Source organism: Saccharopolyspora rhizosphaerae, from assembly GCF_003931915.1.
GTDB classification, from domain to species: Bacteria; Actinomycetota; Actinomycetes; order Mycobacteriales; family Pseudonocardiaceae; genus Saccharopolyspora; species Saccharopolyspora rhizosphaerae.
Genome location: NZ_RSAA01000007.1, coordinates 1 through 14015, shown reverse-complemented (window position 1 = coordinate 14015; position 14015 = coordinate 1). Strand labels below are relative to the sequence as shown.

The 14015-nt window shown below is 71.2% G+C and carries 16 protein-coding genes; 6 read left to right on the top strand and 10 right to left on the bottom strand.

Annotated features, from left to right (window positions below):
* Positions 1–36: 36 nt before the first annotated feature.
* Both EIL87_RS06725 and EIL87_RS06720 read right to left on the bottom strand, forming a co-directional pair.
* Positions 37–1116, bottom strand: coding sequence for a DUF4185 domain-containing protein (locus EIL87_RS06725; RefSeq protein ID WP_233576077.1), 1080 nt, complete (start codon positions 1114–1116; stop codon positions 37–39).
* 25 nt (positions 1117–1141) lie between these two features.
* Complete coding sequence (locus EIL87_RS06720; protein WP_125089312.1) at positions 1142–2068, bottom strand: LysR family transcriptional regulator; 927 nt, start codon at positions 2066–2068, stop codon at positions 1142–1144.
* Positions 2069–2140: 72 nt separating this feature from the next.
* On the opposite strand from EIL87_RS06720, the gene EIL87_RS06715 reads away from it, so the two are divergent.
* Positions 2141–2491: a hypothetical protein gene (locus tag EIL87_RS06715; protein ID WP_125089311.1), complete on the top strand. Its 351-nt coding sequence runs from the start codon at positions 2141–2143 to the stop codon at positions 2489–2491.
* A 314-nt stretch (positions 2492–2805) separates the two neighbouring features.
* Positions 2806–3513 (top strand): polyamine aminopropyltransferase, encoded by a 708-nt coding sequence (locus EIL87_RS06710; protein ID WP_125089310.1) that lies wholly within the window; start codon positions 2806–2808, stop codon positions 3511–3513.
* 347 nt (positions 3514–3860) lie between these two features.
* On the opposite strand, the gene EIL87_RS06705 is transcribed toward EIL87_RS06710, so the two are convergent.
* From EIL87_RS06705 to EIL87_RS06670, 8 genes are all read right to left on the bottom strand, one after another.
* Positions 3861–4328, bottom strand: coding sequence for an SRPBCC family protein (locus EIL87_RS06705; protein ID WP_125089309.1), 468 nt, complete (start codon positions 4326–4328; stop codon positions 3861–3863).
* A 71-nt stretch (positions 4329–4399) separates the two neighbouring features.
* Entirely contained in the window at positions 4400–4987 is a 588-nt protein-coding gene (locus EIL87_RS06700) for a class F sortase (protein ID WP_125089308.1), read from the bottom strand.
* Positions 4984–5568 (bottom strand): hypothetical protein, encoded by a 585-nt coding sequence (locus tag EIL87_RS06695; RefSeq protein ID WP_125089307.1) that lies wholly within the window; start codon positions 5566–5568, stop codon positions 4984–4986. Before EIL87_RS06695 ends, EIL87_RS06700 begins: the two co-directional genes overlap by 4 nt.
* Positions 5569–5678: 110 nt before the next feature.
* Positions 5679–6413, bottom strand: a complete 735-nt coding sequence (locus EIL87_RS06690) for an SDR family NAD(P)-dependent oxidoreductase (RefSeq protein ID WP_325049411.1) — start codon at positions 6411–6413, stop codon at positions 5679–5681.
* On the bottom strand, positions 6410–6910 hold the full coding sequence (locus EIL87_RS06685; protein ID WP_125089306.1) for an aromatic-ring-hydroxylating dioxygenase subunit beta: 501 nt from the start codon (positions 6908–6910) through the stop codon (positions 6410–6412). Before EIL87_RS06685 ends, EIL87_RS06690 begins: the two co-directional genes overlap by 4 nt.
* Positions 6903–8201: an aromatic ring-hydroxylating oxygenase subunit alpha gene (locus EIL87_RS06680; RefSeq protein WP_125089305.1), complete on the bottom strand. Its 1299-nt coding sequence runs from the start codon at positions 8199–8201 to the stop codon at positions 6903–6905. Before EIL87_RS06680 ends, EIL87_RS06685 begins: the two co-directional genes overlap by 8 nt.
* Before the next feature lie 9 nt (positions 8202–8210).
* The gene (locus tag EIL87_RS06675; protein ID WP_125089304.1) at positions 8211–8576 is read right to left on the bottom strand and encodes a hypothetical protein; all 366 of its coding nucleotides are present in this window, start codon (positions 8574–8576) and stop codon (positions 8211–8213) included.
* Between the two features lie 19 nt (positions 8577–8595).
* Positions 8596–9729, bottom strand: a complete 1134-nt coding sequence (locus EIL87_RS06670) for an acyl-CoA dehydrogenase family protein (RefSeq protein WP_125089303.1) — start codon at positions 9727–9729, stop codon at positions 8596–8598.
* 154 nt (positions 9730–9883) lie between these two features.
* Between EIL87_RS06670 and EIL87_RS06665 the strand changes: the two genes are divergently transcribed.
* From EIL87_RS06665 to EIL87_RS06650, 4 genes are all read left to right on the top strand, one after another.
* The gene (locus EIL87_RS06665) at positions 9884–11374 is read left to right on the top strand and encodes a PAS domain-containing sensor histidine kinase (protein ID WP_125089302.1); all 1491 of its coding nucleotides are present in this window, start codon (positions 9884–9886) and stop codon (positions 11372–11374) included.
* A 267-nt stretch (positions 11375–11641) separates the two neighbouring features.
* Entirely contained in the window at positions 11642–12145 is a 504-nt protein-coding gene (locus EIL87_RS06660) for a flavin reductase (protein WP_125089301.1), read from the top strand.
* Positions 12138–12401, top strand: coding sequence for a hypothetical protein (locus EIL87_RS06655; protein WP_233576076.1), 264 nt, complete (start codon positions 12138–12140; stop codon positions 12399–12401). Before EIL87_RS06660 ends, EIL87_RS06655 begins: the two co-directional genes overlap by 8 nt.
* Positions 12398–13663, top strand: coding sequence for an amidase (locus EIL87_RS06650; RefSeq protein ID WP_125089300.1), 1266 nt, complete (start codon positions 12398–12400; stop codon positions 13661–13663). The genes EIL87_RS06655 and EIL87_RS06650 overlap by 4 nt, the downstream gene beginning before the upstream one ends.
* Positions 13664–14015 lie beyond the last annotated feature (352 nt).

The window sequence follows — 14015 nt, the reverse complement described above, 5'->3', positions numbered from 1 at the left end:
CGTGAGTAACTTGTCGGGGGCCGTGCTCGACATCACTCAGGACAGGAAGCGGCGGGCGAGCTTGACCGCTTCTCCGACCAGGCCGCCGCTGCTGCCAGGGGCCGCGGGAAGCGGGAGCGGCTGGTCGCCGGGGCGCGGTGCCGTCCCGGCGAACTGCATGGCCCGGTACGGCCAGTTCCGCTCGGTGTTCCACTGGCTCACGACCAGGTGCAGGTCGTCGAGGGTCGAGCCGGGGACGATGTAGCCGCCGTAGAGCTGCGCGACGTGGCCCGCCCCGTGGTCCTCGCAGCCCCACGCGCAGCCGTGCAGCACGGTGCCCCGGACCGCCTCGTAGAGGTTCGCGGTCGGCCCGTCGAGGTTGAGCACGTCCATCCGGTAGTCGCCGGCGTTGAACAGCGCCAGCAGCCAGCGGTCCTCGACCCGGCGCAGGCACAGCTCGCCGTAGGCGCCGGTGAGCGCGACCGTCGGCGGGTTGCCCCACGCCCACTGCCCGTCGCGGAAACCCCAGCCCTGCCACGCGCGGGGGTCGGTGAGCCGGTCGGCGGGCACGCGCTGCAGGATCAGCCCCTTGTCGCGCTGAAAACCGGTCGAGAAGGCGTAGACGTAACCGTCCTCGCCGAGCTCCCAGGTCAGCATCTGGAACAGCCCGCCGTGCGCGTCACCGGGCCAGGTGGCGCCGGTGTGCTGCCAGGTCTCGCCGTTGTCGGTGGAGCGGTGGATCTCCGTCCAGTGCACGTTGCCGAGGCCCTGGCAAACCATGACGTGCAGGAACATCGCGTTGCCGACGGTGATCAGGTCCGTCGGCAGCACGGTGCTGACCGGGTGCCCGTGGATGATCGACTCGTGCTCGTAGGACAGGGCTTGCTCGGCGTAGGCGCTGCGCGCTCCGAGCGAACCGGTCCACCGGATGCCGTTGCGCGCGCTGCCCGCGTCGCCGAAGACCACGACCGGCGAGCGCCAGCCCGGCCCGCCGACCCCGGCGCGGTCGAAGGTGTCGCCGAACACCGCCACCAGCCTGCCGTCCGGGGCGATCGCCGTGACCCCCAGGTCGGTGCCGCCGATGCCCAGGTGGTCGGTGATCCCCGGTCCTGTCAGGTCCTTGACCTTGCGCAACACGCTGCCCTTCTCGTCGGGTTCGTCCTCAACCCGACGGTACGTGCTGCAACTCGGTCGCGGCGTGGTGGCGCAGCTCGTTGATCACGTGGTGCACGAGCGCCGGGGCGTTGTCCCGGTGCAAGCAGGTGAGCACCCGCGAACCCGGGTCCGCGATGGCGTTGCTCAGGCGCACGTTCGGCGACGGGTTCTGCCGCAGCGTCAGCGCCGGGATGATCGTCGCGCCGAGCCCGTGGGCGACCAGGCCCAGCAGCGTCGGGGCGGTGCCGGTGCCGATGTCGTAGGCGTCGAGCTCGAGCCCGTGCTCGCGGCACATCCTCTCCAGGTGGCGACGGGTCGCAGGACCGAACGACGTGGTGATCCACCGCCGGGCGAGCAGGGTTTCCGGTTCCGAGTCCGACGGCCACGTGGCCGGGACGACCACCCGGAACGGGTCGCGCATCAGGTCCACCTCGACGACCCCCGGAGGGCGTTCCGGGCCGTCGTCGCCGGGTCGTTCGCTGAGGATCAGGTCGAGGTCCCCGGCGAGGAGCGCGTGCATGCGCTCGGACTCGGAGATCTCGGAGAGCTGCGGGTCCAGCGCGGGGTTCGCCGCGGCCATGCGCATGGCCACGGGCGCCGCCAGCTCGCTGAGCGCCACCGAGAAACCCCCGATCCGCAACGGACCGGCAGGCCCTTCGCGGAACTGCTCGACGTCGCGCTCGGCCTCCGCGAGTGCCTCGGCGACCCGGTCGGCCCGATCGGCCAGCGCGTTGCCCGCCGGGGTGAACCGGATCGTCCGCCCACCACCGCGCTGCTCCCGGTCGACCAGGTCGATGCCCAGCTCGTTCTCCAACTTCGACAGGTGCTGCGACACCCCGGAGGGGGTGAGGTGGAGCAGCCGCGCGGCGGCGAGCACGCTGCCGGTCCGCCGGACGGTGCGCAGGAGCAGCAGGCGACGCGGGTCGAGTGGCATTCAGCCACGCTAACGCAGTGCTGGAGAACAAGTAACTTCCGCTGATGTCGAGTCCGGTGAACACTGGTCGCCGTGAAGTCGCCACAGACCGACCAGGCTTACCGCGCAGCGCGGGACACGGTGACCCTGGCCGCACGCCAGACCGGCGCGGACGCGCTGGGGCAGGACGCCTACTGGACCCTCGGATCGCTGCGCCAACTGCTGACCTCCCTCGACGTCGCGCTGGGCAGCTTCGGCGAGGGCCTCGTCGACGGAGCCTGCGCGGGCGAGCTCACCAACGTCGAAGGTCCCTTCGCGGGCGACCCCGTCGAGTCGGCGCTGACCGCCCACCACTGGCTGGACCAGGCCCGGACCAGCCTCGCCGAAGCCCGTCGCGCCACCGACAACGCGCACATCGCCATCGCAGGCATCGCGCGGCCGTGAGAGGCAGGTGGGGGCGCCGCTGGTGTGGAGGACCTGCGCGCCGGTTCCGCCGCTGAGTCGTGGGTGGTGGTCGCTGCGTGGAGCCCCGCCTCCGGCTGACTCGGCTGGGCGGGGGAGTGGGATCCTCCACTGTGGAGGGGTTGCCCGTGGTCCTGCCGGACCGCGCTGAGTGCGGCAGGTCAGCTCTGTCCGCGTGAGCGGTGAGGCCGTGGTCGAGCGCAGTAGCTGGTCAGGCCTTCGATCCTCGAGCCGGGCGGGGAGAGCACCGGTCGTCGGCGGCGAGTAGGGTCGGGGTTTTCCGGAGAGGTGGCGCTGTGGGGTTGCGGTTCGAGGAGCTCGATTGGCGGGAGACGCCCATCGGAGAGATCAGCCTGCGGCGCCGCCGGGATCCCGTGTTGGACGTGGACGTCTTCGAGGTCAAGCTCGGCGACGAGTACCTGATGTCGAGCCTGTTCACCGTCGCCGAGGTGGAACTCGCCCGGCTCGGCTTGGGCGTGGTCTCCGGCTCCGAGCTCGACGTCGTGGTCGGCGGTCTCGGACTGGGCTACACCGCGCGGGCCGCGCTGGAGGACCAGCGGGTCCGGTCGTTGCTGGTGGTGGAAGGGCTGGGCGAGGTCATCGACTGGCACGAGCGCGGCCTGCTCCCGCTGGCCGCCGAGCTGACCGGTGACGCGCGGAACCGGTTCCTGCACGGTGACTTCTTCGCACTGGCGGAATCGGAACCGGGCTTCGACCGGGGACGCACGTTCCACGCGATCCTGCTCGACATCGACCACTCACCGCAGAACGTCCTCGACAGCGGGCACACCGGCTTCTACACGCCCGACGGTCTGCGGCGGATGGCCGCGCACCTGCACCCCGGCGGGGTCTTCGCGCTGTGGTCCGACGACCCGCCAGAGGAAACCTTCACCCGCACCCTCGCTGAGGTCTTCGACGACGTCGCCGCCCACGTGGTGAGCTTCGACAACCACTACACAGGAGGGAAATCCGCCAACACCGTTTACGTAGGTGTTGCTCGGTGAGCTTCGCGTGGCGGTGCGGGTGGCAGGTTCTGAGCGGCTCCGTGGACTCCGTGCGCCGCTCCTGGTGCACGCCGGTACACGGCGTCGCGGTGCACTCGCCACGAAGCCGCTCAGAACCTGCGGCGCTGCCGGTTGAGCCCCACACCTGGGGAGCGGCTGCCGCCGCGGGCCGCCGGGATCCTGCTGCGACGTGCACTTCGTCGTGCGAACGACATTTCGCGCGAAATGTCGTTCGCACCGCGAAGAACGGGTGATGAGCCGGGTTCAGAGGTCGTCGGCCCAGCGGTGGGAGTTGACTCCCTCACCTGGCACGGCTGCTGCCGCCGCTATGCGAACCCGCCTGGCGGTCAGGTGTTTTCGGCGATGTGCTTGAGGCGGTGGAGCGTTGCTGCCATGCCTTCTTCGAGCTCGTCGGCGTGGCCGCTGACGCCGCCGAGCAGCGCGGTGGCGAAGACCGTGCTGAGCTTCGTCAGCTGCTTCGTGAGGACCCGGTGCTGGACCAGCCGGGTGCCGGAGGCGGCCGGCTCCAGCTCGAAGAGCCAGCGGGCACCACTGGTGGTGGTGTCCCACGCCAGCCGCCGGTGCGGCACGACGGCGGTCACGACGTTGCGGGTCGGCCACACCACGGCCTTGCGCCGGTTCAGCCCCAGGAACCACTGCCCCTCGCGGAAACCACCGGGCTTGAGCGGGAGCATCGCCACCAGCTCCGGACTGGCGTCCACGTGGGTGCGGGTCCGCGTCAGCAGCTCCCACACCCGCTCCGGCGGTGCGGCGATGGAGACCTCCGCGCGCATGTCCCGATCGGCGTCAGCCACAGTCGTGCCCACCCTCGTTCCGGTTCACAGGTCACCGGAACGCTAGGCGATCACGGTGGCCCGGGACAAGGTCACCCGGCGCCGCTCAACGTCGCGTAGGCGATGACGTTGTCGCGGTAACTGCCGCGCTCCCGGTCGAAGGAACCGCCGCACGTGATCAGCCGCAGCTCGACGGCACCCGTGTCGCCGTAGACCTCCTCGCTGGGGAAACGGGCCTTCGGCACCTGCACGACCCGCGTGACGGTGAAGGTCGCCGTCCCGCCATCTTCACGCGTCACGAACACCTGGTCACCGACGGCGATCTCCCGCAACCGCGCGAAGATCCCGTCGCGGCCACCACCGTCGACGTGACCGAGCACCACCGCTGGACCCAGCTCCCCGGGCGTGGGCCCGTACCGGTACCAGCCGGCCTGCATCGGCGCCTCCACGGGCGGCACCTCCACCGTGTCGTCGGGGTTGAGGCCGAGCGGCACGAGCGTGGAAGCGGCACCGATGGACGGGATGCGCAGGTGCACCGGGTTCGACGGCGGCAGTGCGGTGGTCGAGGACGGGAGCGCGGTGCCCGCGTCGGCGGGTGGTGCGGTGGGGCCGGGAGTGGGCCCACCGCACCCGGCGAGCAGGATCAGTGCCGCGAACAGCACCGCGCGGATCCGGCTCACCGGTTTCCCGCGTGGCCGAGAACGCTCAGCTCACCAGGGCCGCCGCCGGTCTCGGGCGCCCCATTCGGAACCCGGCTGACCTGCGAGGCCGAGGAACCGGCCGGCTTCGAGGGCTTCTCGACCGCGGGCGGCGCGGCTTCACCGTCGTCACCGGCGGAGTCCGCGGGGAACACCCTGAAGGTCCACTTGAGGTGCTCGCGCTCGCACCACGCCCTGACCGGGTAGTCGCCCGGCACGGTGTGCAGGTCGATGGTCGCCGGCGCGACCCAGACGTCCATGCCGGACGGGTGGTCCCTCCGCTCGTACTCGCCGATGGTCAGCACCGGGGACGTGGCCTTGCGCGGTTCGACCGGGCAGTGCACCGCGACACCGATCTCGTCCCCGGGCTGCGGCCGTCCGTCGCCCATGATGTGCATCGACGGCGAAGGCGGCGGGTATGGGGAGGTCGGTTCGGTGGTGGGCTCCTCCGACGTGGGTTCCGGCGGAGCGGGTTCCGTGGTCGCGGCCAGCGCCACCGGTGCCGTGGCCAACGTGGCCACCAGTCCCAGCAGCACCAGGGTGCCGGTCGTGGGTGTGCGCATGTCGTTCCTCCCTCATCAGGTCCCGATCGGCGGTCGCCGCGGGGTGATGCTGTTGAAACGCCCTGGGGCGCAGGAGGTTCGCTGCGTTACGCAACTGAGACAATTCGGACTCACCGCATGTGCAACCCGCCGTTGACGTCCCAGCACGCGCCGGTGACCGAGTGGGCGCCCGGGGAGGCGAGCAGGGAGACCACGTCCGCGATGAACGCCGGATCGCCGAGGCGTCCGACGGGGATGGCGCGCTGGAAGGACTCGAGGTTCTCCTCGCCGACGATGTCGCGGACCACCGGCGAGTCCTGCGGGCCGGGAGAGACGGCGTTCACCGTGACGCCCCGCGGTGCCAGCTCCCGGGCGAAGACCTTGGTGGCCGACATGACCGCGCCCTTGGACGAGGCGTAGTGCCCGCCCGTGGCCGTCCCGCCGTTCTGCCCGGCCAGCGAGGCCACGTTCACGATCCGGCCGTAGCTCCGCTCGGCCATGTGCGCGCCGAAGACCTGGCAGGCCTGGAAGGTGCCGGTGAAGTTCACCGACATGACCTCGTCGAGTTCCTCCGGGGTGATCTCGAACAGCGGCGTGGCCCGCGTCCTGGCCGCGTTGTTCACCAGCACCTCCACCGGGCCGAGGTCGGCAAGCACCGCGTCCAGCAGCTCGGTGAGGGCGCTGCGGTCGGCGACGTCGGTGGCGTAGCCCCGTGCGGTCCGGCCGGTGGCGTCCAGCGCGGTGGCCAGCTCGCGAGCACCGTTCCCGTCGACGTCGGCGAGCGCCACGGCGTGCCCGTCGGCGTGCAGCCGCCGGGTGATGGCCGCGCCCAGCCCGCCCGCCGCTCCGGTGACGACGGCGCTCACAGCAGGAATCCCGCTGCCGGCACGGCGTCCTCGCTGTTGACGAGGCGAACCACTTTGCGCGCGATGGTGTCCGGAGTTCCCAGCCGGATCGTGTAGTCGACGTCGGCGGCCCACAGGTCGTGGGTGCCGCGCTTGTAGGCGACCAGCACCTGCGCGGCGCGCAACGACACCTCGGTGTCGCTCACCGCGGTGGGCACGAAGCGGGAGACGGTGCGGACGGTGGTCGCCGCGTCCACGGCGGCGATCGCGTAGCCCTCGGTCATCCGGTTCACCCGCAACCGCCGCATCCGCTTGTCGTCGTAGACCATGTTGAGGACGTCGTCGAACTCCTCGGCGTCGCGGTCGATCGGGATGACGTAGATGCCGTGGTCGGCGTAGAGCTCCTGCCAGGTGGCGTAGTCCTTGCGGTCGAGCAGGTCGGCTTCGCGCCACACCAGTTCGACCGCGCGGGTCACGCGCACGTCGCCGAGCGTCGTCGGGGCCTGCAGGTCAGTCATCGTGCATCATCCGCTTCCACTGCTCGTAGGCGGCGCGCATGCCGGTCTCGTCGGTGACGTGGGAAGTCGGCCAGCCTTCGGGGGACGGCTTCTCGCGTCCCAGGCCGCGGTTGACCATGATCGGCATCTCCGGGGCCGCGGCGGTGCCGCGCTGCACGCGGTCCCACCCCTCGGCGTCATCGGGCGTGCCGAAGCCGAACGGCCCTTGGAAGTGCTCGTGCGCGCGCAACCGCTCGCGGTTGACCGGTCCGGTGATCTCCGGCGGCCCGTCCGGGCCGATCGCGATGTGCTCGATCTCGGTCTCGCCCACGCTGATCGGGCGCAGCACCCGGAAGAACGAGATCGACATCGACACGTTCGGGAACAGGTTGAGGTTGAAACCGGTCCCGTGCATCGCGCGCACCAACCGGCGGATCTCGGCCGGCTCGACGCCGACCGATTCCAGCTGGGAGATCAGGGGTGAGAAGCGGTCCTGCAGCTTCTCCGTGCCGTCGTCCGCGTCGAGGTCGGAGTGCTCGGGAACCATCTGCATGACCGAGTGCCCGCCGCCGAGGTCGTGGGTGATGGCCTCGGGGTCGGTCATGAAGCTCATCATGTTCGCCGTTTCGGCGTCCACCGACGCCATCCAGGACCGGTGCACGATCGGGAAGTGGTAGCCGTCGGTGGTGTTCTCCAGCTGGATCTTCCAGTTACCGCGGTACCGGAACCGGTGCGTCCCCAGCACTTTCACCGGATACCCACCGCCCTGCTTCAGGAACCGGTCGATCCACGTCCGCGCGTCGCCGAGGAACTCGCTCAGCGGCTCGGGGGCCTCGGCGAAGGTCGCGAAGATCATCCCGCCGTAGGACTCGGTGCGCAGCCGCTGGAGCCCCATCCCGCTGCGGTCCATCACCCCGGCGTAGCCGTCGGGGTAGGGCACGCCGCGCAGCGAACCGTCCAGGCCGTAGGACCAGGCGTGGTAGGGACAGGTGAAACCGCTGGCGCGCCCCGTCTTCCGCTCGCACACGCTTGCACCGCGGTGGCGGCAGCGGTTGAGCACCGTGCGGACCTCGCCCTGCCGGTCCCGGGTGACGATGACCGGCTGCCTGCCGACGTGGGTCGACTTGAACGTGCCCGGACGGGGCAGCTCGCTGTCGTGCGCGACCCACACCCAGGTCCGCTCGAAGATCCGGGTCATCTCCAGCTCGAAGATGTCCGGGTCGGTGTAGACCCGCCCGGCCACCTGGTCGGGAGCGACGAGGTCGGCGGGCGCGAGGTCGTGCACGTTGCTCGCGGTGATCTCGGTCGTCATCGGGGCACCTCAGTACTCGCGCGGCGTGAGCGCCCGGCCGATCCGGGCCTCGATCTTGGCGTACTTCCACAGCTTCCACTCGGACTGTCCGACCTGGACGGTCCGGAAGAGGTTGCAGGCGGCCTTGACGGTCTCCTGGGTGTCGACGTCGGCCAGCAGGTAGCAGGTCCACGGCCACGAGTCGGAGGGCCCGACCACGTGGCTGTCGTCGTCGATGTCGCCGATGAAGTCCACTCCGGGCAGCGCTTTGACGCCGTCCACCATCTCGACGAAGGCGGTCCACACGTCACCGGCGGTGACGCCGTCCTGGGGCAGGTCGAAGAAGTTCTGGTTGATGCCGATGCAGAACAGCACGCGCAGCGGGGCGGTGGTCATGGCAGCTCCTGTGTCGAGATCAGCGGAAACCCGGGACCGTCGGCGGCTGTCCCAGCAGCACGGCTCCGGCGGCGTCGTACATCGAGGGCATCAGGAACGCGTGCAGCGCGGGCACCTGCGAGTCCTGTCGCATCCGCTGCAGCGGGTGGCCGTTGTCGATGGTCGCGGTCCCGGAGATCCCGCACACCTCGTGCACCACCTGAGCGGCGGTGGCGGCCAGGTGGCTGGCGGAGAGCCTGACCAGCGCGTTCTGCTCGTCGGTGACCTCGCGGCCGGCGGCCACCGCGGCCCAGACCTCCTCGGCGAGCTCGTAGTAGAACGCCCGCGCCGACCGCATCGAGGCCACGGCCTGCGCGTAACCGGTGCGGTAGTAGGCCCGGTCGGCCAGCGGAGGTGCGCCGGTGACCCCGGTGCGGGACCCGGCCTGGGCGGCGAAGTCCAGGGCCGCCTGCGCCACGCCCAGGCCCACGGCGGCGTGCACTTGCGCCTGGTAGCCGATGGTCGGGTAGTGGTAGAGCGGTTCGTCCACGCTCGCCCCGCCACCGCGGATGAACGTCCACTCGCGCGGCACCTCCACCCCGTCGACCACCACGTCGAACGATCCCGAGGCCCGCATGCCGGTGACGTCCCAGTTCTGCACGATCTCGACCTGCTCGGGCCGCAGCATCGCCGCGCGCGGCCGGTTGTCGCCGTCGGCGTCGCCGGGGATGCCGACGCTGAGGACGTCCGCGGCCATGCATCCGCTGGCGAACCGCCACCGGCCCTTGACCAGGTAGCCGCGCTCGGTCGGGGTGACCGGGTTGACCGGGAACATCGCGCCGCCGTAGACCAGGTCCGGCCCGTCGGCGTAGAGCTCGGCCTGGGTGTCGACGGGCAGGCACGCCAAGTAGGTCCCGGCGGAGCCGAAACCGGCCACCCAGCCGGTCGAGCCGTCCACGGCCGAGATCCGCTCGACCCGGCGCAGGAACTCCGGCGGTGGCATGGGCTCACCGCCGAACCTCGCCGGGGTGGAAGCACGGAACAGGCCGAGCTCCTTGAGCCTGCCGACGAAGTCGGGCGGTACGTAGGACTGCGCGTGGAACTCCTCCCGGCGCTCGGCGAGCTCGGCCAGGACGACCTCCCACGCCGCGTCGCCACCGAATTCCTGGGGCATGGCACGCTCCTCGTGTCCGGTTGCTGTTCGACGCTAAGCAGCGGCAACGCGGCGCGACATCGGGATTGCCCAGGTGCCCGGTAGGGGAATCCTTCAGCCGCGGTGGCGGAACGACCACTCCGCTCCCCGGGCCGCCGGGATCTAGCCTGGCCCAATGGTGGTCGACCCGCAGGCGCCCGAACTGGTGGATTCCGACTTCGTCGCGATGATGCACGCCTCTCACCTGTGCGTGCTGATCCACGACGCGGCGACCAAGGACATCCTCTGGGCCAACCCGGCCGCGTGCTCCCTGCTGGAGTGGAGCGTCACCGAGCTGCGGCCGCTCAAGGCCAACCACATGAGCAGCTCCGCGCAGCAGTACGACCGGGTGATCGGCCGCGCGTGGCTGCAGGAGGCGGTCGAGAAGGGCATGAGCCGCATCGAGTGGCACTACCGGTCCAGGTCGGGTCGGGTCATCCCCACCGACGCGATCGCCGTCCGCGTCGAACTGGCCCAGGGTCCTGCGGTGATGGTGCAGTTCCGGGACGTCGAGCGGGAGCAGCGGGTGGAGCACGAACTGCGCCAGACCACCTCCTACGTCGACGCGCTGGCGCGCCACACCTCCACGGTCGCGTTCATGCTCGACTCGGCGGGCGCGATCCGGTTCGCCACCGACACCGCCCTGGCGCACCTCGGTCTGTCGGGTGACACGGAACCCCCGGTCGGGCGACTCCTGGAGTCCTACGCACGGTTGCGCCGCGACGGCACCCCGATCACCTGGGCCGAAGCGGCCGAGGCCGCCGACCCGGTGGCGCCGGTGCGCCTCGAGGTCCCCGGCACGGAGCCGGTGACGCTGGAAGGCGGGCTGGAACGTCTGCGGGACGTCGACGCGTTCCTGATGATCCTGCACGACGTCTCCACCCGCGTCCGCGGCGAGGAACGGCGGGAGCTGGAGCTGCGCCACGAGAACTACCTCGCCCGCTACACCGCGATGGGTGACATGGCGATGGCCATCGCCCACGAACTGGGACAACCGCTGGCCGCCGCCGCGAACTTCCTCGCCGGAGTCCGCGCTCACGCGCAGGCGCTGGAGTCGTCCGGGCGGGTTCCCGCTGGCACCACCGGACACCTCGAGTACGGCCTCGACAGCGCCCACCGCCAGATCGACCGGGTGTCGGCGATCGTCGGCGCGCTGCGGTCCTTCGTGGGCCACCTCGAGCACGTCGAGCAGGTGGTCGACCTCAACGCGGTCATCGACGAGTGCCTCTACTTCGTCCGGTTGCGCGCCGAGGCGGCCGGCGTGGAGGTCGACGTGTGGCTGAGCGAGGAACCGGTGCCGGTGCGCTGCGAACGGGTGCTCACCGGCCAGGTCGTGCTCAACCTGTGCTTCAACGCCATCGACGAGATGGCCGAAGCCGGCTCCGCGGACCCGCGGATCGAACTGGTCACCGAGGTCCGGCCCGAGGGCGGCACCGTCACCGTCGCCGACCGGGGCAGGGGAGTGCGGAAGGACCTCTTCGCCGAGTCCTTCACCAGCAAGGAGCACGGCAGCGGCATCGGGCTGGCTCTGAGCTACCGCATCATCAACCGCCAGCACGGCTCCACCTGGTGCGAGCCCCGGGAGGCCGGCGGCTCGATCTTCGGCTTCTCCCTCCCCCTGGCGTAGAACCCCCCCGCACACCGCAGCGACTCCCGCGAGGAGACGGGGAGCCCCCTGGAACCGACCAACTCCGGGGAGGGACTTCCTCCCTGGTCACGACACCGGAACTTCCGACGCCCGGCGGCGTCGTGTTCCGTTCGGGTGTTCGGTGGCCGCGGGGTGCTTGGGCGGGGAGGTCTAGGGGAAAACTTCAGGGTGTGGCGGGGAAGTCTCGATATCAGCGGCGGACCGGACGACCGTAGGTTCGTGGTGAGTCGGCCGGGAGGAGGGACCGTGGCAGACCTGACGCCCGCTCAGCGGGAGTTCCGCGCGGCGATGGCGAACCTCTCGGCCGGGGTCAACATCGTCACCACGGACGGGCCGCGAGGCCGGGCCGGCATCACGGTCAGCGCCGCGTGCTCGGTGACCGACGAGCCGCCGACGATGCTGGTGTGCGTGCACCGCTCCAGCAGCGCCCACGACGTGCTGCTCGCCAACGAGCGGATCTGCGTCAACGTCCTCGGCTTCGGCCAGCAGGAGCTGGCGCTGCGGTTCGCGGGCGCGACCGGGCTGCCGATGCACGAGCGGTTCGCCGGTGTGGTCTGCGACTTCTCGGAGGTGCCGGTGCTGCGCGAGGCGGCCGCGTCGATCCTCGGCCGGCTCGGCCAGGTGCGCAGGCAGGGCTCGCACTCGGTGATGTTCGTCGACGTCGAGCGGGTGATCACTCGATCGGGCAGCGGCGCTCTGGTGTACTTCCAGCGGGAGTTCCACAGCCTTGCGGGAGCACATCGTGGATGACCGGAACATGACGCTGACTTGCTACAACGACACCCACGGCTACGGCTGGCGGCACGTGGACCTGTTCGTGCACGACGCGGCGGGCCGCGAGGTCGAGTGGGTGCACTGGCTCGTCGACGAGGACGGTCCGGAGGCGGCCGACGCGGCGACCGCCCGGGTGGAGCCGCTGCTGCGCCGCACGTCCGCGTGGCGGCACGGCGTCAGCGCCTCCGGCATGGACTACTGGGTCGCCAACGCCGAGTGGGAGCAGCCGTGAACCTGCGTGAACCCTGGTCGCTGCGCGAGCTGGTCGCCGACCTGACCGCCGGACGCACCACCCCGGCGGAGGCGCTGGAGCGCAGTCGCGCCAAGGTCGCCGACACCGATCCGGCCCTGCGCGCGTGGGTCGAACCCCTCGATGAAACCGCGCCTGCCGCAGGGCCTTTGGGTGGTGTCCCACTCGGGGTCAAGGACATCGTCGACGTGGCAGGCGTTCCCACTCGCTGCGGCACGGAACTCCGCGCCGACGCCCCACCCGCGCCCTCGGACGCCGCGATCGTCCGGGCCTGGCGCACGGCCGGGGCCTTCCCGGTCGGCAAGACCGTGACGACCGAGTTCGCGTACTTCTCACCCGGTCCCACCCGCAACCCGGCCGATCCCGAGCGCACACCGGGAGGGTCGTCGAGCGGCTCCGCGGCCGCGGTGGCCGCCGGGCACGTACCGCTGGCGATCGGCTCGCAGACCGCGGGTTCGGTCACCCGGCCCGCGGCCTTCTGCGGCGTCGCCTCCCTGGTGCTCAGCCACGGCAGGATCCCCACCGACGGCGTCGTGGGACTGGCCCCGAGCCTGGACTCGCACGGGTTCTTCACCGCCACCACCGCAGACCTCGCCCTGGCCTGGTCGGCGCTCACCGGAACCCCGGAAGCAGCCCCGAAACCGGCACCCCGACTGCTGCGCTGGACCGGAGCCGCCCTGGGTGCGGGGGATGCCGTGAGCGCAGCGGTGGACGACGCCTGCGCGCGCCTCAGCGACCGTGGCGCGGTCGTCACCGCGTTCCCGCACGAGGTGCTCGTCGCCGAACTCGCCGAGGCCCACCCGGTGGTCATGGCCTACGAAGCGGCGCGGGAACGCGCTGACGAACTCGCCGTCGCCGACCGGATCAGCGAGCACCTCGCCACGCTGCTGCGCACCGGCGCGGCCACCAGCGACGACGACTACGCCGCGGCCCGGAAGGTCGTCACCGAGGCGAACCGGCGGCTCGACCGGCTCGAGTGCGACGCCATCGTCGGACCCGCAGCTCCGGGACCGGCACCACGAGGACTCGCCGCGACCGGAGACCCGGTCATGAGCCGTCCGTGGCAGGCGCTCGGCCTGCCCGCCGCCACCGTGCCCGGCCAGTTCGACGAGGCCGGAGCGCCCTTGGGCGTGCAGCTCATCGGGCACCGCCACGGCGAGAGGGCCCTGCTCGCCACGGCTCGACGGGCCGAACGGGAGGACTCGACTACTGCTCTGGACCGAGCCCGCGCCGCCGGGACCTAGGAGCGCGCCGCTCAGCGACACCGCACCGCACCGGGCCCAGGAGCTGGTGAAGAACCGCTCCGCTGGGCCGTGCGGGTGGCGGGAAACCCCCGAACAGGAGAGCGCAGCGCCTCCGCGGACTCCGTGCGCCGCTCCTGATGTATGTCGGGTGCACGGCGTCCCGGCGTACTCGCCACGAAAGCGCTCCTCACCCGCGGCGGGAAAAGCGCCTCAGGTGGTGGAAGGGAGGATGCGGCCCGGCCGCATGTTCACACAGGTCCTAGTAGTGCTTTGTTAGGTGTGGATCTTGGTGTGGGATGATCTTGTTCTGTGAAGCAGGGTGATCTCGCTCGGGTGCGTGGCCGGTTGGAGA

Coding starts and splice junctions, on each gene's coding strand:
- EIL87_RS06720 (WP_125089312.1), bottom strand. CDS start 2,068: ATGCCACTCGACCCGCGTCGCCTGCTGCTCCTGCGCACCGTCCGGCGG.
- EIL87_RS06695 (WP_125089307.1), bottom strand. CDS start 5,568: ATGCGCACACCCACGACCGGCACCCTGGTGCTGCTGGGACTGGTGGCC.
- EIL87_RS06685 (WP_125089306.1), bottom strand. CDS start 6,910: ATGACTGACCTGCAGGCCCCGACGACGCTCGGCGACGTGCGCGTGACC.
- EIL87_RS06680 (WP_125089305.1), bottom strand. CDS start 8,201: ATGACGACCGAGATCACCGCGAGCAACGTGCACGACCTCGCGCCCGCC.
- EIL87_RS06675 (WP_125089304.1), bottom strand. CDS start 8,576: ATGACCACCGCCCCGCTGCGCGTGCTGTTCTGCATCGGCATCAACCAG.
- EIL87_RS06670 (WP_125089303.1), bottom strand. CDS start 9,729: ATGCCCCAGGAATTCGGTGGCGACGCGGCGTGGGAGGTCGTCCTGGCC.
- EIL87_RS06665 (WP_125089302.1), top strand. CDS start 9,884: ATGGTGGTCGACCCGCAGGCGCCCGAACTGGTGGATTCCGACTTCGTC.